Here is a 22,040-nt window from a genome sequence, read left to right as displayed (position 1 = left end):
GCTGGCCCAACCGGCCGCCAATCCCTATCTCCGGGTCCGAAGGGGACCGCATGGCAAATCGCAGCATATCACCGGGGCTGAAGAGCCTGATCGAGATGGGGCCGATCGCGCTCTTTTTCGGCGCCTATATCTGGCTGAAGGACGACGTCTTCACCATCGGTGGCACGGAATACGGCGGGTTCATCGTCGTCACGGCGCTGTTCATCCCTGTCATCCTCGCCTCGACGGCCCTGCTCTGGGCTCTGACCGGCAAGCTCTCGGCGATGCAGGTGGTGACGGCGGTGCTGGTGACGGTGTTCGGCGGGCTGTCGGTCTGGCTCAACGACGAGCGCTTCTTCAAGATGAAGCCGACGCTGATCTACCTCCTCTTCGCGGCAATCCTGTTCGTGGGCCTCTGGCGGGGCCGCAGCCTTCTGTCGATGGTTCTTTCGGAGGCGATGCCGCTGGACGAGGCGGGCTGGATGATCCTGACCCGCCGCATGGCGTGGCTGTTCCTCGGCCTCGCGGTGGCCAACGAGGTCATCTGGCGCACGATGTCGACCGACGCCTGGGTCAACTTCAAGACCTTCGGCCTGCCTATCGTGATGTTCGCCTTCTTCATCGCGCAGGCCAAGTTCATCAAGGCCCACACCCCGGAGACGCCCGACGATGCCTGAACCCCGCGACATCCCCGGATGGCTCAACTCAACGCTGGAGATCGGCCCCGCGCTGGCGTTCTTCCTATGCTACATGTGGGTGAAGGATGACAGCTTCACGATCGGCGGCACCGAATATGGCGGCCTCGTCGTGGTCACGGCGGCCTTCATCCCGATCTTCCTCGCCGCGATCGCGACGCTCTGGGCGCTGACGGGCCGGATTAGTCCGATGCAACTGGTGACGGCGGGCATGGTCGTGATCTTCGGCGGACTGACGATCTGGTTCAACGACGAGCGCTTCGTGAAGATCCGCCCGACGCTGGTCTATGGCACGATGGCGACGATTCTGCTGCTGGGCCTCTGGCGCGGGCGCAGCCTTCTCGCGCTGGTCCTGTCGGACGCGCTGCCGCTGACGGACGACGCGTGGCGCGTGCTGACGCGGCGCATGGCGCTGTTCCTGCTGGCGATGGCGGGCGCGAACGAGCTGGTCTGGCGCACCCAGACCACAGCATTCTGGGTCACCTTCGAGACCTTTGTGCTGCCGATCGCGCTGGCCGCCTTCATCTTCTGGCAAATCTCCAGCCTGTCCGAGCCGGAGGAGGGAGAGGACGCCTAGTCCGCGTCGCCCTCGCCGGGCTTGCGCATCCGCTTGGTGCTGGGCGCCTTCTTCGGCTTGGCGATGCCGCGCCCGCGCTGGCCGCCCTTCCGAAGGCTGATCGAGCTGTCCTGACGCAGCCGCGCCGTACGTTCCGACTTCGTCTCCTTCGGCGCATCGCCCGTACCCCGATCCGCGCCGGGGCGCCGGTCGCGCTTGGGACCGTCGCTGTCGCGCGGGGGTCGCTTGCCGTCGCCGCCGGGGCCCTTGCCGCGCGGCCCGTCACCCTTCGGCGCGAACCGCTTGCCGCCCTCGGGCCGACCCTCCCGCCTGGGCCGGTCGCCGCCGCGCGCATCGTCGCCATCGTTTCGCGTCACCGGGGGTTTGCCCGTCCGCGGCCGGTCAGGCCGTGCCGCCCGATCCGCGCGTCCCGCGCCGGGTGCGCCAGGCTTGCTTCCGGGCCGTCCCTTGCCGCCCTTCGGCCCGCCGGGGCTGCGGCCCTTGCCGCCCTCGGGCCGCCCGCGTCCCCCCTCGACCAGCCGGTCGCCCGAGGGGCGCGGCTTGCGACCCCGCTGCGCGCCGTCGCCATCCCGGCCCGCACCGCGATCGGTTTTCGCCCCGCGCGGGGGCGTCGTGTCATCCTCGGTCATGCCGATCTCCTTGCGGCCTTCGGCCAGATCCCCGTCGAACGTGTCGCCCAACTGATCGCGCAGCACCTTGGGCCGCACCTCCTCGATGCCGCCCGGCGCGAGATTTCCAAGCTGGAACGGGCCGTAGCTGATGCGGATCAGGCGGTTGACGTACAGCTCAACCGCCGCCATCGCGCGCCGGATCTCGCGATTGCGGCCCTCGCGCAGGCCCACGGTCAGCCAGGCGTTCGCACCCTGCTGACGGTCTAGGGTGACCTGCATCGGCGCGAAATGATCGCCTTCGACCTCCATTCCCGCACGCAGCCGGTCCAGCGCGGCCTCGGCGGCGCGGCCATTCACCCGGACGCGATAGCGCCGCAGCCAGCCGGTCGAGGGCAGTTCGAGCTGGCGCTTGAGCTCACCGTCATTCGTCAGCAGGAGCAACCCTTCGGAGTTGAGGTCCAGCCGACCCACCGACAGCACGCGCCCCATCTCGGGCGGCAGCGTGTCGAATACCGTCTCGCGGCCCTTCTCGTCGCGGGCGGTCGTCACCAGACCCTCGGGCTTGTGATAGAGCCACAACCGCGCCCCCTCGGCGCGGGGCAGGGGCTTTCCGTCGACCGACACCTTGTCGCCCGGCCCCACGTTCATCGCCACGTTCGAGATGGTCTTGCCATTCACCTTGACCCGAAGGTCGGTGACCATCACCTCCGCGTCCCGGCGCGAGGCCAGCCCCGCGCGTGCGATCACCTTGGCGATCCGGTCGCCGTCCCGTGTGCTGTCCTGGCTCATGCGCGCGGCTTACGCCCCCCACGCGCCCGAGGGAAGCGCCTTGCGGACGGGCGCTCCGCCGTGCAAGCCGGTTGCCGATGTTCCGTTCGTTCATGCCCGAGGCCCTGATCGAGGCGCGCGCCGCCGGGACGCGCGGCGAGGTGCCCGTGGGTGCCGTCGTCACGCGTGGCGACGCGGTGATCGCGGCGGCGGGCAACCGGACGCGAGAACTGAACGATCCCACGGCCCATGCCGAGATGCTGGCGATCCGCGCGGCCTGTGCCGCGCTGGGGGCGGAACGGCTGTCGGGTTGCGCGCTCTGGGTGACACTCGAGCCCTGCGCGATGTGCGCCCAGGCCATCGCCCACGCGCGGTTCGACCGGCTCCATTTCGGGGCGGCTGATCCGAAATCCGGCGGAGTCCTGCATGGCGCGAAGGTCTTCACCCATCCCCAGACGCATCACGTTCCCGACCTTCATGACGGGATCAACGTCGAGGCCTGCGCCGCCCTTCTGCGCGACTTCTTCGCCGCGCGGCGCTGACGCGCGCGCCGGATCAGTCGGCCGCGCCCGTCACGGGGACGCAGTTCGCCGCGTCGTCATCGTCGACGCAGGCGGCACCCGGCCCGGTGCCGTCGCTGTCGATCTCGGGGGCAATGACGGTGCCGTCGTTCACCGAATCGGCGCTCTCGTTGAACTGCTGCAGCGCTTCGGTGGTCGGGGATTCCTGCGACAGCGCGGCATGGGCGGTCAGGGTCAGGATCGCGGCGAGGATATGGACGGGGCGCAGGGCCATGGCAGGTCTCCGGGTCTGGTCGGGTTCGCCGGGACAACGCCTCAGGGGTTGGAAAAGGTTGCATGAAAAAGGCGCGACCGCCGGGGAGAGCGATCGCGCCAGGAGGTATCCGGGGGGGACGGATACCGGCAGGAGGGGAGGTCAGTCGCCTTCGGCGAGGATGCCGGCGAGGATCGTCGACGCGCGGTCGGGCAGGGTCGCCCGGTCGGACTTCACGGTGATGAGTGTCGGCGCATCGCCGCGCGGGGTCGCCGTCGCGGCAAGGGGGGCCACGAGGGCGGCGGCGATCAGGAGGGGAAGGAAGCGGCGCATATCATGGGCCTTTCGAAGAGAGGGTGGGGATGCGGGGCCGGGAGGGAGCCCCGCATCGTCCGGGTCATTCGTTCTCGGCGCTTTCGGCGGCGATCCGGTCGAAGATGGCTTGGGCGCGGGCCGAGTGCTGGCCCCGGCTCGATGCGACGAAGGCGCCGCCGTTCTGCACGACGATGACGTCGCCGCGTTCCTTCGACTGGTTGAAGTGGCTGATCGCGTCCGTGGCGAAGGCGGGGGCGGCGAAGGCGGTCAGGGCGGCGGTGAGGATGATGGTTTTCATGGTGTCTCTCCAGAGATGCGGTGTGTGGTGTCCGAGGCGCCCGGTTGCTGGCCGCCCCTTCGATGAGTTCAATCTGGCGATCACGGCGATCACTCGCAATGCACAGGGACGTGAGAATTGTGATTGAATGGTGCGCATACGCACGTCGCTACCGGCCGGGATGCACGGTGCCGCCGTGGCGCGTCGCTTGGGCCGGAAATCCCTAATGTCGGTAAGGGCTTCGTCAATCTGAGCCGGTGCGCGCCAACCGGTCCCGCCCGCAACGGATCGTCGTATCCGCGGCCAATTTGCGCCCCGCTACCTCCGGAAACCGCCCGGTTCGGGCCCGTCGCTCACCGCGATCTCGCCTGCGGATGACGCGCGCTCACCGGGGCGTGAGCGAAATCCGGCGGTTTCAGTCTCCGAAGCGGGTGCGCCAGGCGGGCAGGTCGCCGCCGGGATCGGCGGCGTGGACGCCACGTGCGATGGCCCGCGCGAGACAGCCCGCCGCCGCGTGCCCCAGCTGCAACGACTCCCAGACGGGATCGGCGAGCGGGCGCGCGCCGGTCGCGGCCGCGAAGACCAGGTCGCCATCCATCGGTGTGTGCGACGGCCAGATCGCGCGTGCCATGCCGTCATGCGCTGCGACCGCCATGCGCGTCGCTTGCGCCTGGGTCAGCGCGGCATCGGTGGCGACGATGGCGATGGTGGTCGACTGGCCGGGCACGCGGTCCGAGAACGGCTCCCATCCCGGATCGGTCGCCGCTGGCCCGAGGCCGCCGAACTCCGCATCCATCTCGTGGCCCGCGGCGTGGAACCGGCCCCGGTCGTCGCAGACCCGGCCGAGCGCGTTCACCGCGACCAAGGCGCCGACCGTGACGCCCGAGGCCAACACGGCGGACGCCGTCCCGAGTCCGCCGCGCAGATCCATCACCGTCGCCCCGAAGCCCGCACCGTGGCTGCCGCAGGCGATGTCCGTCCCGGCGGCGTCCAGCGCCGCGCGGCCGAGCGCGCCATAGGGGTTCGCGTCCCATCCCTTGTCCCCGCCATTGAGCAGGTCGAAGAGGATTGCGCCCGGCACGATGGGCACGCGGACGTCCCCGACGGCGAAGCCCCGGCCCATGGCGCGCAGACCGTCCGCCACGCCCGACGCCGCGTCCAGCCCGAAAGCCGAGCCGCCCGAGAGGACCAGCGCGTCGACCTCCTGCACGGTCTTGTCGGGGGCCAGCAGGTCCGTTTCGCGCGTGCCGGGCGCGCCGCCCATGACATGCACGGCGGCGGTGAAGGGCGCGTCGCCCAGAAGGACGGTCGTGCCGGAGCGGAGGTCCGCGTCATGGGCCGACCCGACGCGCAGGCCGTCGATATCGGTGATGGCGTTGCGGGGACCCGGCCTCATTGCAGCACCCGCGTGATGTGACCCGGATGGGCGCCGAGGTCGCGCAGCCGCGCATCCTCGCGAAAGCGCCCGGTGACGAGCGCGCCGGGCAGGATCAGGATCAGGGCCTCGCCCGCCGAGCCTTCGGTGAGGTCGCGGGCAAGCGCGGGCTCGAAGATATGGCGCAGGCGCGTGCCCTCGCCGGGCATTAGCACCTCGACATGGTCGAGATCGGGCGAGAGGCCGTCGCGTTCGGCGGCATCCAGAAGATGCGCGAAGGCCAGCTGCTGCGAGGCGAAGGCGCCCGCAAGCACCCGGATCGTCGCCGCGAGCTTCATGCGGCGCGCCTGGTGCGGATCGACAGCGCTCTGACTTCGCCGTCTCGCGCAGTCATCCGACCCCCGCGCCGGCAGAGATTATTCGTACGAATAATCTCTGCCCCAACGGCCAAGATGCGCACGGAATCCGATGGGGGGCGCGCGCTGGGTGGGGTCGCTCCGCGGCCGCCGTCAGATGCAGCGCCCACCATCCACCTCCATGGCCACGCCGGTGACCATGCTGGCCTCGTCCGAGCAGAGGTAGAGCGCCGCGTGGCCCATGTCCTCGGGCGTCGAGAACCGGCCGAGCGGAATCGTGGACAGGAACTTGGCCCGCATCTCGGGCGTGTCCTCGCCCAGAAAGCTCGCGAGCAGCGGCGTGTCGCCCGCGACCGGGTTGATCGCGTTCACGCGCACGCCCGCGGGCGCCAGCTCGACAGCCATGGCCTTCGTCGCGGTGATCATCCAGCCCTTCGAGGCGTTGTACCAGTTGAGCCGCGGCCGCGGGCTGACCCCCGCCGTGGACGCCACGTTCAGGATCGCCCCCCGGCCCGCCGCCTTCATCGCCGGCACGACGTGGCGGGCGCTGAGATAGACCGACTTGGCGTTGACCGAGAGGACCCGATCGAACTCCTCCTCGGACACGTCCTCCATCGGGGTCGGCAGATGGGTGATGCCCGCGTTGTTCACGAGGATGTCGATCCGCCCCCAGGCCTCCATCGCCTGCGCCGTCACCGCCGCCCAGTCGGCGTCCTGCGCCACGTCCATGGTCGCGGCGATCCCGCTATTGGCCTCGGCCACGGCCTGCGCCCCGTCGGCGTTCCGGTCGGCGACGAGCACGCTCGCCCCCTCGCGCGCGAAGGCCTCGACGATACCCTTCCCGAAGCCCGAGGCCCCGCCCGTGACGATGGCCGTCCTGTCCTGCAATCTCATGCCCGGTCCTCCCTTGGCGCGCAGGATGCCGGGTGCGCGCGGCCAAGGCCAGCCCCGGCGGACCCGCGCCAAATGTGCTATGATGCGGGTTCAGCAATTCGGAGGATGGAACGATGGAGATGCAGGACGTCGCAAAAGAGCTCGTCGCGGGATGCCGGGCCGGGCGCGAGACCGAGAACATCGACCGGCTCTATGCCGAGGATGCCGTCAGTGTCGAAGCCGCCGATATGGGGCAGGGCCGCGAGGTGAAGGGGCGCGAGGCCATCCGCGGCAAGCACGAGTGGTTCTCGGGCATGTACGAACAGGTCGGGACGGAGGTGTCGGACCCGATGCCCCACGGCGATGACCGTTTCGCCGTCATCTTCGACATGAAGATGAAGAAGCGCGAGACGGGAGAGATCGAGGAGATGAAGGATATCGGCGTCTACACCGTCGCCGACGGCCAGATCGTGCGCGAGGAGTTCTACTACCCGACGGGCTGAGGCCCGCGCGGCGGACCCGTCCGCGACGTGGCGTGCCCCTAACCGTGCCGGGCCGCCACGGTCTTGAGCTGGCTGAACCCGTAGAGCGCCTCGAACCCCTTCTCGCGGCCATGGCCGGACTTTCCGATACCGCCGAAGGGCAGCTCGACCCCGCCGCCCGCGCCGTAGTTGTTGAGGAAGACCTGCCCCGCGCGCAGATCGCGGGCCAGTCGCATCTGGCGGCCGCCGTCGCGGGTCCAGACGCCTGCGACCAGCCCGTAATCGGTGCCGTTGGCAATGCGGATGCCCTCGGCCTCGTCGGCAAACGGGATGACGACCTGCACGGGGCCGAAGATCTCGGCCTGTGCCAGCGGGTGGTCCGGGGTCGCGCCGGTCAGAAGGGTCGGCGCAACGTAATGGCCGCCCTCGGCTTCGATCGACCCCTCGGCGGCCACGGTCAGGCCGTCGGCACGCCCGAGGAAACCGTCCACGATCTCCTTCTGGCGGCCCGAGATCAGGGGCCCGACATCGAGGTCGTCCATCGCCGCGCCGACGCGCAGCGCGGCGTAGCGCTCGGCCATGCGCTCGACGACGGCATCCTGGATGTCGTGATGGACGAGGATGCGCGAGGCCGCCGAGCAGGTCTGGCCCGCGTTCTGGATGCCCGCATTCACGAGGAAGGGCAGCGCCGCGTCGAGATCGGCGTCATCGAACACAAGCTGCGGCGACTTGCCCCCGAGCTCCAGCGTGACCGGGATGACGTTGGCCGCGGCCGCCATCTGCACCTTGGCGCCGGTCGCGACCGAGCCCGTAAAGCTGACATGGTGGATGCCGGGATGGGATGCGAGGGCCGCGCCCGCCTCGGCCCCGAGGCCCGGCACGACGTTCAGTGCGCCGGGCGGCAGCCCCGCCTCTTCGGCCAGCCGCGCGAAGGCCAGCGCCGTCAGGCACGCCTCCTCGGCGGGCTTCAACACGCAGGCATTGCCCATCGCCAGCGCCGCGCCGACCGACCGGCCGATGATCTGCATCGGATAGTTCCACGGCACGATATGGCCCGTCACGCCGTGGGGCTGGCGCAGCGTGTAGACCGTGTAGCCGTCGAGATAGGGGATCGTCTGGCCGTGCACCTTGTCGGCGGCCCCGCCGTAGAATTCGCAGTAGCGTGCCAGCGCCACCGCATCCGCCCGCGCCTGTGTCAGCGGCTTGCCGACATCCTGGGCCTCGAGCACCGCGAGATCGTCCAGTCGTTCGGTCACGAGCCGCCCCAACCGGGTCAGGATACGTCCCCGCTCGACGGCGGGCATCCGGCCCCATTCGCCGTCCATCGCCGCATGGGCGGCGGCGACGGCGGCGTCGATCTCGCGCGACTGGCCGCGCGCGATCCGGGCGAGCGGCGCGCCGGTCGACGGGTTCTCCAGCGCGATGGTATCGGGCGCGGAGAGCCAGCGGCCGCCAATCAGCATCTCGCTTGCGTCGAACCAGAGTGCCTTCGCCCGATCGGTCATGTCAGTCCTCCATCCCGAACATCGCGCGCCAAGACGCGACCGTCATGCCCTTGCGGTAATCGGCCAGCATCCCTGCGTCCAGCACCTCGATCAGAAGGCCCTCGCCGGTCCAGATCTCGACGCAGTCGAACGGGCCGCGGTCGCAGGTCCGCGCGGTCCAGCCAAAGCCCGCGGCGAGCGCCTCGATCTCCGGCACCGTGAGGGGCGAGGCCAGCGCCAGATGCGTGGCTCCGGCGTCTCGCCGGGGCGGGCCGGGTGTGAAGGCGACGGAAGAGGGCCCGTGGTCCAACCGCGTTCCGGACGGATAGACCTCGACCGCGGTGCCGTCATCTGCGGCCGCGAAAGCGATCCACGCGCCGGGGCAGGGCGGAAACGGCAATGCCGTGCCGCCGAGCAGCCGCGCCAGCGCGCGGGCCATCGCCTCGGGCGCGCGGGCGGCGATGGAGGCGTGCAGGAGGCTCATCCCGCGAGCCAGCCGTCGGGAATGGTCGGCGCCGCCGCGATCAGGGACCGGGTGTAGTCCGAGGCGGGGGCGGCGAAGACGCGGGCGATGTCGCCCCGTTCCTCGATCCGGCCGGCGCGCATCACCAGCACCCGGTCGCAGATGGCGCGCACCACGGTCAGGTCGTGGGAGATGAAGAGATAGGCGAGACCGAGCCGCGCCTGCAGATCGGCCAGAAGGTCGAGCACCTGGGCGCGGACCCGGACGTCGAGCGCGCTGACGGCCTCGTCGAGGACCAGGACGTCGGGCTCGGTGATGAGCGCGCGGGCGATGGCGATGCGCTGGCGCTGGCCCCCCGAGAATTCGTGCGGGTAGCGGTCGAGCGCGTCGGCATCGAGGCCCACTCGTTCCAGCGCGGCAGTGGCGCGGGCGCGGGCATCGGGCGGGCGGCCCGTCAGGTGGAACGGTTCGGTCACGAGGCGGGCGACGGTCCAGCGGGGATCGAAGCTGCCATAGGGGTCCTGGAAGACGACGCTGATCCGGGCGCGGTCGGCGCGGGTCATGGTCGCGCCGCCGGGCCGGTCGTGCAGCGTGATCGTCCCCGCCTGCACCGGCTCCAGCCCCAGAAGCGCGCGGGTCAGGGTGGACTTGCCGCATCCGCTCTCGCCGACGAGGCCGAGGCTCTCGCTCCGGTTGAGGACCAGCGAGACGCCGTCGACCGCGGTGAACGCGCCATATCGGCGGGTGACGTCGCGCACCTCGAGCACGGGGTCGGCCGCGATGTCGCGCGGCGGGCGGGGCGCGGGCCGGGACGCCGCGAGCAGGTCGCGAGTGTAGGGATGGGTATGGGTGCGGAACAGGGTTTCGGTCGCGCCCCGCTCGACGATGGCGCCGTCCTTCATGACCGCGACGTAGTCGGCCACTTCGGCAACGACCCCCAGGTCGTGGGTGATGAGGAGGAGCGCCATGCCCTCGTCGGCCACGAGATCGCGCAAGAGGTCGAGGATCTGCGCCTGCGTGGTGACGTCGAGCGCGGTGGTCGGCTCGTCCGCGATCAGGAGGCGGGGGTGCCGCGCGATGGCCATGGCGATGCAGACCCGCTGGCGCTGCCCGCCCGAGAGCTCGTGCGGGTAACGGTCGAGTGCGATCCCGGCGAGGCCGACGCGGTCCAGCCGCTCGCGGGCGATGGCGGCGGCCTCGGCGCGGGGCGTGCCGCGCAGGCGCAATGTCTCGGCGACCTGCGCGCCGATGGTGTGGACCGGGTTGAGCGCGGTCATCGGCTCCTGGAAGATCATGCCGATCTCGTCGCCCCGGATGTCGAGCCACGCCCGCTCGGGCAGGGTCAGGAGGTCGCGGCCGCCCATCTCGATCCGGCCGCGCGTTGTCGTGCCGCCGGGCGCGAGGCCCATGAGCGCCAGCGCCGTCAGCGACTTGCCCGACCCGCTCTCGCCGACGAGGCCGGTGACGGTGCCCGGCGCGATGTCCAAGGACACATCGTCGAGGATCGGTGTGCCGTGGATCGCGAGCGAGAGGCCGTCGATGCGCAAAAGCGGCGCGGGTGCGCCCGGCGACGCGGGCCGGGGGACGCCCCCCGGACCCCCGGCGTCGGGACGGATCGCCGCACCGGTCATGCTCGCGTTCGCCGCAGCCGGGGATCGAGCAGGTCGCGCAGCCCGTCGCCAAGGAGGTTCAGCCCCAGCACGATCGCGACGATGGCGAGGCCGGGGATCAGGGCGAGCTGCGGCTCGGTGTAGATCATGGTCTGCGCGTCGGCGAGCATCCGGCCCCAGCTCGCCACCGGGGGCTGCGCGCCGAGGCCGACATAGGCGAGCGCCGCCTCGGCGAGGATGCCCAGCGAGAACTGGATCGTCGCCTGCACGATCAGGAGATTCGCGATATTGGGCAGGATGTGCTGCACCGAGATCAGCGTCCGGCCCTTGCCCGCCACTCGCGCCGCCATGACGTAATCCAGCGTCCAGAGCGGCAGCGCCCCGCCGCGGGCGACGCGGGCGAAGACGGGAATGTTGAAGATGCCGATGGCGAGGATCGCGTTGACGGCGCTCGGGCCGAAGACGGCGGTGATGAGGATCGCGATCACGAGACTGGGGAAGGCGAAGACGAGGTCGTTGCCGCGCATGATGACCTCGTCGAGGAGGCTGCCGCGCGCCGCCGCCGCCGTCAGCCCGAGCGGCACGCCGATGCCGATGCCGATGCCGACGGCGAGGAGGGCGACCGCGATCGAGGTCCGCGCGCCCTCCATCAGCATCGAGAGCGTGTCGCGCCCGAAATGGTCGGTGCCGAGGGGGTGGGCGGCGGAGGGCCCGAGCAGCCGCGCCGAGATGTCGAGCACCGTGATGTCATGGGGCACCCAGAGGAGCCCCACACCGGCCAAGAGCGCGAAGACGGCCGTGATCGCGCCGCCGATGAGAAGCGCGCCCCTCATCGCCGGAGCCTCGGGTCGGCGAGCGTGTAGGCCACCTCGACGAGGAAGGTGACGACGATCACCGAGGCCACGAGCAGCATGGTCACCGATTGGACGACGATGAGGTCGCGCTGGGTGATGCCCTGGAAGATCAAGCGCCCGAGGCCCGGCAGGAAGAACACGTTCTCGATGATGATCGCGCCGGCCAGGAGGAACGAGAACTGGAGCCCGAGGATCGTCAGGACCGGGATCAGCGCGTTGCGAAGCGCATGGCGGACGACCGTCGCGCGGCGGCTGAGGCCCTTGGCGCGGGCAGTGCGGATGTAGTCCTGGTCGAGCGTGTCGAGCACGGCGGACCGCAGGACGCGCGCGAGGATCGACGCCTGCGGCAGGGCCAGCGCGATGGCCGGGAGCGTCAGCGCGCCGATGGCCGCGACGGGGTCGGACCAGCCGGGAAAGCCGCCCGCCGAGACCCAGCGGAGCTGCACCGCGAAGACGAGGACGAGCAGCATCGCGAACCAGAAGTTCGGCACCGCGATCCCGAGCTGCGTGGCACCCATGATGCCCCAGTCCGCCGGCCCGCCCCGCCGGGTTGCCGCGATGAGGCCGACCGGGAAGGCGATCAGCACCGTCAGGATCAGCGCGTAGGCCGCGAGCGGGGCCGAAACGCCGATCCGGTCCAGCACGAGGTCCGATACCGGTGCGCGGTAGGTGTAGGAGGTGCCCAGATCGCCGGTCATCATCCCGCCGGTCCAGGCGAGGTAACGCTGGATCAGCCCGCCCTCGAGCCCGAGTTCGGCACGAAGGGCCGCGATGGTGTCGGGCTGTGCGTTGAGGCCGAGCATGAAGGCGGCGGGGTCGCCCGGAACGGCTTGCAGCATGACGAAGATCACGACGCTGGCGACGATCAGCGACAAGGTCAGGGACAGGGCCTTCCGCCCGAGCGCGCGCAACATGGGCCGAAGGCTAGCAAGGGGGCGCGGAGGGGGAAAGCCCGCGCGACGCCGGGGCGAGGCGGGAGGGCGTCCGCGGGCGCAGCGTGGAGAATGGCGGGGGTTTCCGTCAGGGACCCGCGATCAGGGACCGGTCCTATTGGGATGTGAAGGCTGGCGGGTGACCGGATGCGGCGCGGATCGACGCCGGGTTCCGAAGCATGGGCATGTCGAAGCACGGATCCTGACTTCAGAAGTGAGAGGCGGAGACGGCTCTGGCTTGGGTGGTCGTGTGCGTCTCTTTGCCGGACCTTCGGGCGAGGGGCGGCTATCTGGTCAAAAAGGGCGAAGGGCTGGCGATTCAGCAGAACGGCACTTTTGGCTCGTGATCGGCAAGAGCGGCGCCGGTAGATACTCGGGCGAAATGGTATGCTTGGCGCAATCAATGGACTGACGCGCGGTCGCAGGTGGGACGGCCCGGTGCATCGACCGGGCCGTCAGCCCGTCATGGGCACCGGGGCACGACGCTCATTCCTGCGACCGGAGCACGCGGGCGGGACGGGTGGCGAGCGGGCGCCACGCGAAGGCGAGGCCCGCCAGCAGGGTCGCGAGCGCGCCGCCGATGACGATGGCGAGCGCCGAGACCGGCTCGAACCGGAACGGGGCCTCCATCACGAAGCGCATGATGCCCCATCCGGCCAGCGCGCCGCCCGCGATGGCGACGATCCCGGCGGCGCCCCCCAGCATGGCGGATCGGAGTGCGAAACTGGCGAGGATCGTGCGCCGGGTGGCGCCCACGGTCTTGAGGATCGCGGCTTCGGCAACGCGGCCCCGCTCGCCCGCGGCCGCCGCGCCGATCAGCACGACGAAGCCCGTCAACAGCGTCGCGCCCGCGCCCCAGGACGTGGCGGCGGCCAGCGCCGAGAGGGCTTCGGTGACGAGGCCGATGGCGTCGCGCACCCGGATCGCGGTGATGTTGGGCGCGGCCCCGGCCACGTCGCGCAGGATGGCGGCCTCGGCCTCTTCCTCGGCATAGACGGTCGAAAGCCAGGTGTGCGGCGCGCCGGTCAGGGCGTTCGCGTCGAAGACGAGGACGAAGCCGATCCCGCCCGACGAGAAATCCACCTCGCGGAAGTTGGTGACCGTGGCGACGATGTCGCGGCCGAGCACGTTCATGACGATCTCGTCGCCCAAGGCCACGCCGATCTCCTCGGCCTCCTCCTGCGCCATCGAGACACGCGGTGGGCCGTCATAGCCTTCGGGCCACCACTCGCCCCCGGTGATGCGCGTGCCCGCAGGCAGCGCGTCGGCGAAGCTGATCCGGCGGTCGCCACGGGTGACCCAATGGTCGATCTCGGAGGCGTCGCGTCCGCCGATGGATCGGACCACGCCGCCCAGCATCGGCGCGCTGTCGACGCGGCTGACGGCGGGGTCGTTGGTCACGCGGTCGAGGAAGGCCGGAAGCTGGTCGGGCTGGATGTCGACGAAGAAATAGCTGGGCGCCACCTCGGGCAGGTCGCGGTCGATGGCGGCGCGCATGTTGGCGTCGATCTGTCCCACGGCGGCCAGCACAGTGAGGCCGAGGCCGAGCGAGAGGACCACGGCGGTGGCTTCGCCGCCGGGCCCGCCGACCGAGCCGAGCGCCAGGCGGAGCGCCGGATGCCCGCGCACCGCCCGTGTGCCAGCACCCCAGCGCGCGAGGCGACGCACGCCCCAGGCCGCGAGGACGAGCACGGCGAGGGCGGCGGCGATGCCCGCTGCCGAGTAGAGCGCGAGCGTGGGGATGCCCGAGAGCCAGACGGAAAGGCCGATCAAAAGTGCGGCGGCGAGGACGAGGGTCACGATGTAGCGGCGGCGGGGCCAGCCCCGGACCGGACCGGAGCCGTCGCGAAAAAGCGAGGCGGCGCGGACCTGCTCGGTACGCGCGAGCGGCCAGAGCGTGAAGATCAGCGCGGTCAGCGCGCCGTAGAGTGCGGCCTCGACCAGCGGTGAGGGATGCAGCCCGAGTGCGACGGGCACGGGTAGCTGCGCCTCGATGAAGGGTCCGGCCGCGAGCGGGATCAGGAGGCCGATCACCAGCCCGATGGCGATGCCGAGCCCCGCCAGCAGCCCGACCTGCATCAGGTAGGCCGCGAAGATCGTGCGGCCCTCGGCGCCGACGGTCTTGAGCGTGGCGATGACGCCGGTCTTGCGGTCGAGATAGGCGCGCACCGCGGCCGAGACGCCGACGCCGCCGACAGCGAGACCCGCGAGCCCGACGAGGACGAGGAAGCTGCCGATGCGATCGACGAAACGCTCGACCTGCGGCGCGGCGTTGCGGCGGTCACGCCAGCGCGCGCCGGTTTCAGCGAACTCCGCTTCCATCGCGGCGCGGGCGGCATCGAGATCGGCGTCGGTGGTCTCGGGCGGCAGCACGAGGCGGTATTCGCTGTCGAAGAGCGAGCCTTCGGCCAGAAGCCCCGACCCCTCGAGCGCCGCCGTCCGCACCAGCGTCCGCGGTCCCAGACCGAACCCGTCGGCACCGGCATCCGGCTCGCGCACCAGCCGGGCCGTGATCGTCAGGCGGTTCGCCCCCATCCAGAGCGGGTCGCCCACGGCGAGGCCCAGCCGGTCGGCCAGCACCGGGTGGACGACGACGCCGTCCCCCGCCAGTGCCTCGTCCAGCGGAATCGCAGGCTCGAGCTCGACCTCACCCACCAGCGGATAGAGGTCGTCCACGGCCTTGACCTGCGTCAGCGCGCGGTCGGCCTCGATGCCGTCCCCGGTGGCGACCATGGACCGGAAATCCATCACCTCGGACACGGTGCCCAGCTCGTCGAGCCAGGCGCGTTCGTCGGCCGTCGCGGCGCGGTAGGTGAACTGCACCTCGGCATCGCCGCCGAGGATGTTGCGCCCCTCTCGCTCCAGCCCTTCGGTGATCGAGACCCGGACCGAGCCGACGGCGGCGATGGCCGCGACGCCGAGCGCGAGACAGGCGAGGAAGATGCGAAAGCCGCGCAGGCCGCCGCGCAGCTCGCGGGTGGCGATGCGCCAGGCGTGGGTGAGCCAGGTCATGCCGGGGTCGCGCGGTTGCCCGCGGGCGACTGGGGGCCGCGCGCCGGAAGAGCATACTCGGGGAGCAAGGACCGGAGGACGGGGCGCGCCACGGCCAGCGGCGGGTGTGCGAGCGTCATTCGGCGGCGTCCACTGCGGGATGGGCGGCGCCGGTCTCGGCGGCATCGACGACGCGCAGGTCGCGGCGCGTCTCGCTTTCGAGCCGACCGTCGACCAGTCGGACGGTGCGGTCGCAGCGCGCGGCGAGTTCGGTCGAATGGGTCACGAGGATCAGCGTCGCGCCGTGGCGGTCGCGGAGCCCGAACAGAAGATCCATGATCGCGGCACCCGTGGCCTGGTCGAGATTGCCCGTCGGCTCATCCGCCAGAAGGATGTCCGGGCGAGGGGCGGCGGCGCGGGCCAGCGCCACGCGCTGCTGTTCGCCGCCCGACATCTGGGACGGGTAGTGGTCGGTCCGGTGGCCGAGGCCAACCGCATCCAGTTCGGCCGCGGCGCGGTCGAACGCGTCCGCATGGCCCGCGAGTTCCAGCGGCGTGGCGACGTTCTCCAGCGCGGTCATCGTCGGGATCAGGTGGAAGGATTGGAAGACCACCCCCATATGTTCGCGGCGGAACCGGGCCAGCGCGTCCTCGTCCATCGCGGTCAGATCGCGGCCCAGCGCCTCGACCTTGCCCGACGAGGCCCGCTCCAGCCCGCCCATGAGCATGAGGAGAGACGATTTGCCGGACCCCGAAGGCCCCACCAGACCCACGCTGTCGCGCGCGCTCACCTCCAGCGAGATATCGTGGAGGATGTCGACCAGTCCCGCATTGCCGGGGAGCGTGAGCGAGACGTCGCGGAGCGACAGGACCATGGGGAACCTCGTGGCGTGGGTGCGTCGGGTGGGATATGGGGCCCGCCGCTGGCTGAACAAGTCGGTTCAGGTCGCCGCCGTCCTTCTGGCGGGCGCGGGGGCGGCACGGGCCGAGACGGTGACCGTGGCCGCGTTGGGCGACAGCCTGACGGCGGGCTATGGCCTGCCCGATGGCCAGGGTTTCGTGCCGCAGCTTCAGGCCTGGCTCGATGCGGAAGGCGTCGATGCCCGGATCGTGAACGCCGGCGTGTCGGGCGACACGACGGCGGGCGGCCTCGCGCGGCTGGACTGGACGCTGACGCCCGAGGTCGATGCGCTGATCGTGGCGCTGGGGGGGAACGACCTTCTGCGGGGATTGCCGCCGGCGGTGAGCCGCGAGAACCTCGAAGGGATCCTCGTGGGCGCTGGCGCGCTGCCGGTGCTACTGGTCGGGCTCGAGGCGCCGGGCAATTACGGCCCCGCCTTCAAGGCCGCGTTCGACGCGATGTATCCCGAACTGGCGGCGGAGTACGGCGCGCTTCACGAGACGAGCTTTCTCGGGCCGCTGATCGCCGAGGTCGGCGTGGCCGAGGCGCGCGCCCGCTACATGCAGGGCGACGGCATCCATCCCAATCGTGACGGCGTCGGCGTGATCGTCGAGGCGCTGGGTCCCCGCGTGGCGGAACTGGTGGCGCAGGTGGAATGAGACACGACCCCTGGTGTTCACCGGGGGTCGTGATCGGGTCGCGCGCGGGGGCGGGGGAGAGACCTGTCGGGGGCGCGGCCCGGTCGGGGGTCACTCGCCTTCGAGGCTTTCGGCCTGGATGCGGGCGAAGATCTCGGCGCCATAGGCCGGGGTGCCGGAGACGCCGGCCTGGCCGTAGAGCCCGCGGAGTGCGTTCACGTTGTCGGCCTGGGCGTTGAAGATCGCGTAGGCGCGGTCGCTGGAGGCCGAACGGGTCGAGACGAAGGTGTTCGAGACGCCGCCGCGGAGCGCGATGCGATTGTCCTGGGTGTCGTGCGACTGGTTGAAATGGGCGATGGCGGCGGCGGTGCCGGATCCGACCTGCGCGGTGGCGGGGGCGGCGAAGGCGGCGGCGGCGACGAGGGCGGAGGCGATGAGGGTTTTCATGTGTTCTGTCCTTGGTGTGGGCCCGTGGTTGTGTTCGGCCCGGTTGCGATGCGGCGGGGCGGTGCGTGCCCTGCTGATGGGATGAAGATGCGCGTGCCGGGCCGCTGCCGCAATGCACGGACGCGTGAGATCAGCGCGAACTGAGTGCGTCCACGCACAGCACCCGCACCCCCGCCGCACCGGCCTCACGCGCCCGCGACGGGCGCTGACGCGGGCGTGACGACATGCGGAGATTTCGACACAAAGCCGGCCTGGCTCGCAGCGAGATCGCCCGGTCCCCGGTTTTCGACGCGGATGCCGGGGTGGTCCGGGGGGCCGGCCCCCCCGGCCTCCGGGGTGGGGGCGGGGCCTGGAGCGTCTTGCCGCCCCCTTGCTCGCCGCCGCCCGATCCGCGACATCTCGGGGACGCCAGCAGGGAGGCCGCGCCATGACCCATATCCTCGCCATCGATCAGGGCACGACGTCCAGCCGTGCGATCCTCTTCTCGGCAGATCTGAAGATCGTCGCGACCGCGCAGGAGGAGTTCGCGCAGCATTTCCCCGATAGCGGCTGGGTCGAGCATGATCTCGAGGACATCTGGGCCACCGTCGCGCGGACCTGCCGCGAGGTGGTCAAGACCGCCGGCATCGACGCGGGCGATATCGCGGCCATCGGCATCACCAACCAGCGCGAGACGACCGCCGTCTGGGACCGGCGGACCGGCACACCCGCGCATCGCGCAATCGTCTGGCAGGACCGGCGCACGGCCGCGTTCTGCCGCGAGATGGCCGCCCACGAGGCCGAGGTGACGGCGCGGACCGGCCTCCTGATGGATCCCTATTTCAGCGGCACGAAGCTGCGCTGGATTCTCGAGAATGTCGACGGCGCGCGGGCCGATGCCGAGGCCGGGCACCTGATCTTCGGGACGATCGACAGCTACCTGATCTGGAAGCTGACCGGGGGGCGGGCCCATGTGACTGATGCGACGAATGCCTGTCGGACGATGCTCTACAACATCCACAAGGGCGCGTGGGACGACCATGTCTGCGGTCTTCTTGACGTGCCGATGGGGATGCTGCCCGAAGTGCGCGACTGCGCGTCCGAGTTCGGGACGACCGACCTGCTGGGTCCCGAAATTCCGATCCTCGGCGTCGCGGGCGACCAGCAGGCGGCGACCATCGGGCAGGCGTGCTTCCAGCCGGGGATGATGAAATCCACCTACGGAACGGGGTGCTTTGCGCTCCTGAACACGGGGGACGCGCCGGTGGCGTCGACAAACCGCCTGCTGACGACGGTGGCCTACCAGCTCGACGGGGTGCCGACCTACGCGCTGGAAGGGTCGATCTTCATCGCGGGCGCCGTGGTGCAATGGTTGCGCGACGGGCTGGGGATCATCGGGTCGGCGGCGGAGACCCAGGCGCTTGCCGAGGCGGCCGATCCGGCGCAGCGCCTCTATCTCGTTCCGGCCTTCACGGGGCTCGGCGCACCCCATTGGGACCCGGAGGCGCGGGGCGCGATCTTCGGGCTGACGCGCGGATCGGGCCCGGCGGAGTTCGCACGCGCCGCACTCGAGAGCGTCGGCTACCAGACGCGGGACCTGCTGGACGCGATGCGCGCCGATAAGGGCGGGCTTGGCGACACGGTGCTGCGCGTGGATGGCGGCATGAGCGCGTCGGACTGGTCGATGCAGTTCCTGTCGGACATCCTCGGTGCGCCGGTGGACCGGCCCGAGGTCCTCGAGACGACGGCGCTGGGCGCGGCGTGGCTTGCGGGGATGCGCGCAGGCGTGTGTCCGGACCAGGACGGGTTTGCCGAGGGCTGGGCGCTGGAGCGGCGGTTCGAGCCGAAGATGGCCGAGGCGGACCGCGAGGATCGTTATGCGGGCTGGTCGGATGCCGTGCAGCGGACGCTGGTGCGGTGAGGGGGGCAGACTATTCGCTGAATAGTCTGCGCGCGTCGCGGCAGGCGTCGGACCGGGATCGGTAGCCGGGGCGGCATATTTCTTGAGCAAAGATCGGGGGCACGGTGCTCCGGGACCGCGCCTTGGCCCTTAGCGGACCTTCAAGACGATCTTTCCGATATGTTCGCCGGCTTCCATCCGGGTATGGGCGGCGGCGGCGTCGGCCAGGGCGAAGGTCTTGTCCATGACCGGGGCGATACGGCCGGTGTCGAGTAGGGGCCAGACCTCGGAGCGGAGCGCGTCGGCGATGCGGGCCTTGGCGAGGTCGGATTGCGGGCGCAGCGTCGAGCCGGTGATCGTCAGCCGCCGCACCATCAGTTGCGCGAAGTTGAGCTCGACCTTGGGGCCCTGCAGGAACGCGATCTGCACCAGCCGCCCATCGTCGGCCAAGGCCTTGATGTTGCGCGGCAGATAGTTGCCGCCGACCATGTCGAGGATGAGATCGGCGCCGCCCGCCGCGCGCAGGATCTCGACGAAATCCGTTTCGCGGTAATTGATGCCCTCTGCGCCCAGCGCCTCGCAGGCGGCCACCTTCTCGGACGACCCGGCGGTCGCGAAGACCCGCGCGCCGCGCGCGACGGCGAGCTGGATCGCCGTGGTGCCGATGCCCGACGAGCCGCCATGGACGAGGAACCGCTCGCCGCCCCCAAGGCGGCCGCGATCGAACACATTGGTCCAGACGGTGAAGAACGTCTCGGGAAGGGCCGCGGCCTGCGCCATCGAGAGGCCATCGGGGATGCGCAGCGCGTGGTCGCCATGGGTGACGGCGTATTCCGCGTACCCGCCGCCGGGCAGGAGCGCGCAGACCCGGTCGCCCACGTCCCAACGGCTGACGCCGGAGCCCACGGCGGCAACGGTGCCCGCGCATTCGAGGCCGGGCAGGTCGGACGCGCCCTTGGGCGGGTCGTAGGCGCCTGCGCGTTGAAGGGCGTCGGGCCGGTTCACCCCCGCATGGTCGATCGCGATCAGGATCTGATCGGGGGCGGGCACGGGCACGGGGCGCGTGGTCGGGCGCAGGACCTCGGGGCCGCCGGGCGACGTGATCTCGATGGCGGTCATGGTGTCGGGCATGGGGTCTCCGGGGAGGCGGGCGCGTCGGGTTCGGGCGACCCTAGACGCGGGTGGGGCGGAGTTCTAGCTGGCCCGATATGGTCCATGTCTCGCTCGCGCTGAACGTCATCGTGCTCGTCCCCGTGATCTGGGGATTGCTGGCGGGATCGACGGGGTCCGACATGGCATTCGGCGGAGACGCGCCCGCGCGCCGCATCCTGATCTCGGTCTATCTCGCGATCCTTGTGGCAAGCGCGGTGCTGCTGATCGCGCCCGCGCCATGGCGCGCGGCGGTCGTGCCGGGGCTTCTGGTCGTGCAGGTGGCCTACAAGTTGATTACCGTCCCGATGCTCGGGATCGGGCACCCGGTGGTGGCGGCCAATCTCGGGATCGCGGCGGTGCATGGCGTCACGCTCTGGACGCTCTGGCGGAGCTGAGGCCGCGCGTCAGGTCGGGTCGCGCCAATGGCCGGGCAGGTCGGCGGGCGGCGTGGCCGCGGGCGCGTGGATCCGCGACAGGAGCATGTTCGGCCCGGCCATCAGCCGCGACAGGATCGGGGAGTCGCGCACCCGGCCCTTGACCGTCTCGATGGTCATCACGTCGTCGATCCGGCGATCGAGGAAGTCCCAGGTCTCGCGGTGGCCCTCGGACTGGTCGCCCAGCCAGTAGAGCACGGTCGCCGAATAGACGCCGGAGAGCGTCGCGCGCTTGGTGTACCAGTTCACGTCGCGCGAGCTGTCGCCCAACACGTCCCAGATCGCATCCGCCGTGCCCCAGAGCGCGCGAAGCCCGTCGGCGGCGTGGATCGGAAGCGCAAAGAGCGTGGCCCCGCGGCGCACGGCCTCGCGGTTCTCGCCGGCGATGACGAGGCGGGCGCGGACGGCATGGGCGATGCGATCGCGGAAGCGAAGCGCGCTCAGGTCCTCGGCGCGCAGCTGCTCGACCATGCGGGCGTCGCCGCGGGCGTGAAAGGCCAGCGCAAGATCGACGGCACCGCGGGGAAAGGCCGCGCGTCCCTCGGCGGGCGTGACGCCGGCATCGCGGATCGCGGCGCGCAGGGTGGCGGCGGACCAGCCGTCGAAGGGCACGTGGTTCAGGGCGGCGTCGAGGATGCGGTCCTTCAGGGGTGTCATGCGGGCCTCCGGGCGGCGGTGTCGGGTTGCTGGACAAGATAGGGGGCCCAGCCTATATGGCCACTTCCTGCACCCGATGACGGGACAACTCCAACCTAGAAAGGTGGTGAAAACCACATGCAGGTCAGCGTTCGCGACAACAACGTCGATCAGGCCCTCCGGGCTCTGAAAAAGAAGCTGCAGCGCGAGGGTGTGTTTCGCGAGATGAAGCTCAAGCAACATTTCGAGAAGCCCTCCGAGAAGAAGGCGCGGCAGAAGGCCGAAGCGATTCGGCGCGCCCGCAAGCTCGCTCGGAAGAAAGCCCAGCGCGAAGGGATGATGTAAGTCACCCCTAACGCCGGTCCGCCGGACGAATCGGACCCCCGGTGCCCTCGCGGTGCCGGGGTTCTTCGTTTCAGAGCGGTAAAAACGTGGTTTTTCGGGGTCAGCGATGGTCATCGACGGGTGGATGACGGTCCCCGCGAGGCAGATCCGAAACTTCTTAAGATTTCGTTAAAAGACTGAGAAACAATCAAAA

General features: G+C 70.7%; 25 protein-coding genes. 8 read left to right on the top strand and 17 right to left on the bottom strand.

The window, feature by feature from the left end; genetic code table 11:
* Nucleotides 1–50 precede the first annotated feature (50 nt).
* Complete coding sequence (locus Q0833_RS13095) at nt 51–656, top strand: inner membrane-spanning protein YciB (protein ID WP_298435528.1); 606 nt, start codon at nt 51–53, stop codon at nt 654–656.
* Nucleotides 649–1,251 carry an inner membrane-spanning protein YciB gene (locus Q0833_RS13090; protein WP_298435525.1) on the top strand — a complete coding sequence of 201 codons (603 nt, stop codon included), beginning with the start codon at nt 649–651 and terminating at the stop codon, nt 1,249–1,251. The genes Q0833_RS13095 and Q0833_RS13090 overlap by 8 nt, the downstream gene beginning before the upstream one ends.
* Here the strand turns inward: Q0833_RS13090 and Q0833_RS13085 are convergent.
* Entirely contained in the window at nt 1,248–2,651 is a 1,404-nt protein-coding gene (locus tag Q0833_RS13085; RefSeq protein ID WP_298435522.1) for a pseudouridine synthase, read from the bottom strand. The two genes, Q0833_RS13090 and Q0833_RS13085, sit on opposite strands and share 4 nt — an antisense overlap.
* Before the next feature lie 77 nt (nt 2,652–2,728).
* Here Q0833_RS13085 and Q0833_RS13080 point away from each other — a divergent pair, with 77 nt between their 5' ends.
* The gene (locus Q0833_RS13080) at nt 2,729–3,172 is read left to right on the top strand and encodes a nucleoside deaminase (protein WP_298435519.1); all 444 of its coding nucleotides are present in this window, start codon (nt 2,729–2,731) and stop codon (nt 3,170–3,172) included.
* 13 nt (nt 3,173–3,185) lie between these two features.
* Here the strand turns inward: Q0833_RS13080 and Q0833_RS13075 are convergent, their stop codons facing one another.
* The 6 genes from Q0833_RS13075 to Q0833_RS13050 all read right to left on the bottom strand — a co-directional run bounded on the left by Q0833_RS13075 (nt 3,186) and on the right by Q0833_RS13050 (nt 6,621).
* Nucleotides 3,186–3,425, bottom strand: a complete 240-nt coding sequence (locus Q0833_RS13075; RefSeq protein WP_298435516.1) for a hypothetical protein — start codon at nt 3,423–3,425, stop codon at nt 3,186–3,188.
* A gap of 141 nt (nt 3,426–3,566) precedes the next feature.
* Nucleotides 3,567–3,737, bottom strand: coding sequence for a hypothetical protein (locus Q0833_RS13070; RefSeq protein ID WP_298435513.1), 171 nt, complete (start codon nt 3,735–3,737; stop codon nt 3,567–3,569).
* 64 nt (nt 3,738–3,801) lie between these two features.
* The gene (locus Q0833_RS13065; RefSeq protein WP_298435510.1) at nt 3,802–4,017 is read right to left on the bottom strand and encodes a hypothetical protein; all 216 of its coding nucleotides are present in this window, start codon (nt 4,015–4,017) and stop codon (nt 3,802–3,804) included.
* A 394-nt stretch (nt 4,018–4,411) separates the two neighbouring features.
* A complete protein-coding gene (locus Q0833_RS13060) occupies nt 4,412–5,392 on the bottom strand; it encodes a P1 family peptidase (RefSeq protein WP_298435508.1) in 981 nt (326 codons plus the stop codon).
* A complete protein-coding gene (locus Q0833_RS13055) occupies nt 5,389–5,709 on the bottom strand; it encodes a hypothetical protein (RefSeq protein ID WP_298435505.1) in 321 nt (106 codons plus the stop codon). Before Q0833_RS13055 ends, Q0833_RS13060 begins: the two co-directional genes overlap by 4 nt.
* A 171-nt stretch (nt 5,710–5,880) precedes the next feature.
* The gene (locus Q0833_RS13050; RefSeq protein ID WP_298435502.1) at nt 5,881–6,621 is read right to left on the bottom strand and encodes an SDR family oxidoreductase; all 741 of its coding nucleotides are present in this window, start codon (nt 6,619–6,621) and stop codon (nt 5,881–5,883) included.
* Nucleotides 6,622–6,734: 113 nt separating this feature from the next.
* Here Q0833_RS13050 and Q0833_RS13045 point away from each other — a divergent pair, with 113 nt between their 5' ends.
* Nucleotides 6,735–7,103: a nuclear transport factor 2 family protein gene (locus Q0833_RS13045; protein WP_298435499.1), complete on the top strand. Its 369-nt coding sequence runs from the start codon at nt 6,735–6,737 to the stop codon at nt 7,101–7,103.
* Nucleotides 7,104–7,141: 38 nt separating this feature from the next.
* On the opposite strand, the gene Q0833_RS13040 is transcribed toward Q0833_RS13045, so the two are convergent.
* The 7 genes from Q0833_RS13040 to Q0833_RS13010 form a co-directional block, all read right to left on the bottom strand.
* Entirely contained in the window at nt 7,142–8,587 is a 1,446-nt protein-coding gene (locus tag Q0833_RS13040) for an aldehyde dehydrogenase family protein (RefSeq protein WP_298435496.1), read from the bottom strand.
* A 1-nt stretch (nt 8,588) separates the two neighbouring features.
* Nucleotides 8,589–9,050 carry a hypothetical protein gene (locus Q0833_RS13035; protein ID WP_298435493.1) on the bottom strand — a complete coding sequence of 154 codons (462 nt, stop codon included), beginning with the start codon at nt 9,048–9,050 and terminating at the stop codon, nt 8,589–8,591.
* Nucleotides 9,047–10,660 carry an ABC transporter ATP-binding protein gene (locus Q0833_RS13030; RefSeq protein ID WP_298435492.1) on the bottom strand — a complete coding sequence of 538 codons (1,614 nt, stop codon included), beginning with the start codon at nt 10,658–10,660 and terminating at the stop codon, nt 9,047–9,049. Before Q0833_RS13030 ends, Q0833_RS13035 begins: the two co-directional genes overlap by 4 nt.
* A complete protein-coding gene (locus tag Q0833_RS13025) occupies nt 10,657–11,472 on the bottom strand; it encodes an ABC transporter permease (RefSeq protein ID WP_298435489.1) in 816 nt (271 codons plus the stop codon). The genes Q0833_RS13030 and Q0833_RS13025 overlap by 4 nt, the downstream gene beginning before the upstream one ends.
* Nucleotides 11,469–12,407 carry an ABC transporter permease gene (locus Q0833_RS13020; RefSeq protein WP_298435485.1) on the bottom strand — a complete coding sequence of 313 codons (939 nt, stop codon included), beginning with the start codon at nt 12,405–12,407 and terminating at the stop codon, nt 11,469–11,471. Before Q0833_RS13020 ends, Q0833_RS13025 begins: the two co-directional genes overlap by 4 nt.
* 504 nt (nt 12,408–12,911) lie before the next feature.
* Nucleotides 12,912–15,437 (bottom strand): FtsX-like permease family protein, encoded by a 2,526-nt coding sequence (locus Q0833_RS13015; RefSeq protein WP_298435481.1) that lies wholly within the window; start codon nt 15,435–15,437, stop codon nt 12,912–12,914.
* A 115-nt stretch (nt 15,438–15,552) separates the two neighbouring features.
* Nucleotides 15,553–16,290: an ABC transporter ATP-binding protein gene (locus Q0833_RS13010; RefSeq protein WP_298435478.1), complete on the bottom strand. Its 738-nt coding sequence runs from the start codon at nt 16,288–16,290 to the stop codon at nt 15,553–15,555.
* Between Q0833_RS13010 and Q0833_RS13005 the strand changes: the two genes are divergently transcribed.
* On the top strand, nt 16,289–16,975 hold the full coding sequence (locus Q0833_RS13005; protein ID WP_298435475.1) for an arylesterase: 687 nt from the start codon (nt 16,289–16,291) through the stop codon (nt 16,973–16,975). The two genes, Q0833_RS13010 and Q0833_RS13005, sit on opposite strands and share 2 nt — an antisense overlap.
* A gap of 90 nt (nt 16,976–17,065) precedes the next feature.
* On the opposite strand, the gene Q0833_RS13000 is transcribed toward Q0833_RS13005, so the two are convergent.
* The gene (locus Q0833_RS13000) at nt 17,066–17,401 is read right to left on the bottom strand and encodes a hypothetical protein (RefSeq protein ID WP_298433246.1); all 336 of its coding nucleotides are present in this window, start codon (nt 17,399–17,401) and stop codon (nt 17,066–17,068) included.
* A gap of 427 nt (nt 17,402–17,828) precedes the next feature.
* Here Q0833_RS13000 and glpK point away from each other — a divergent pair, with 427 nt between their 5' ends.
* On the top strand, nt 17,829–19,301 hold the full coding sequence (gene glpK, locus Q0833_RS12995; protein ID WP_298435473.1) for a glycerol kinase GlpK: 1,473 nt from the start codon (nt 17,829–17,831) through the stop codon (nt 19,299–19,301).
* Nucleotides 19,302–19,430: 129 nt separating this feature from the next.
* Here the strand turns inward: glpK and Q0833_RS12990 are convergent, their stop codons facing one another.
* Complete coding sequence (locus Q0833_RS12990; RefSeq protein ID WP_298435470.1) at nt 19,431–20,411, bottom strand: NAD(P)H-quinone oxidoreductase; 981 nt, start codon at nt 20,409–20,411, stop codon at nt 19,431–19,433.
* A 77-nt stretch (nt 20,412–20,488) separates the two neighbouring features.
* Between Q0833_RS12990 and Q0833_RS12985 the strand changes: the two genes are divergently transcribed.
* Nucleotides 20,489–20,827, top strand: coding sequence for a hypothetical protein (locus Q0833_RS12985; RefSeq protein WP_298435467.1), 339 nt, complete (start codon nt 20,489–20,491; stop codon nt 20,825–20,827).
* Between the two features lie 9 nt (nt 20,828–20,836).
* On the opposite strand, the gene Q0833_RS12980 is transcribed toward Q0833_RS12985, so the two are convergent.
* A complete protein-coding gene (locus Q0833_RS12980; RefSeq protein WP_298435463.1) occupies nt 20,837–21,523 on the bottom strand; it encodes a COQ9 family protein in 687 nt (228 codons plus the stop codon).
* A gap of 117 nt (nt 21,524–21,640) precedes the next feature.
* On the opposite strand from Q0833_RS12980, the gene rpsU reads away from it, so the two are divergent.
* Nucleotides 21,641–21,847, top strand: coding sequence for a 30S ribosomal protein S21 (rpsU, locus tag Q0833_RS12975; protein ID WP_109564695.1), 207 nt, complete (start codon nt 21,641–21,643; stop codon nt 21,845–21,847).
* Nucleotides 21,848–22,040 lie beyond the last annotated feature (193 nt).

It is taken from the genome of uncultured Jannaschia sp. (assembly GCF_947503795.1).
Taxonomy (GTDB): domain Bacteria; phylum Pseudomonadota; class Alphaproteobacteria; order Rhodobacterales; family Rhodobacteraceae; genus Jannaschia.
Note: the sequence above shows the minus strand (reverse complement) of the source record. Positions and strands in the feature narration are given on the sequence as shown.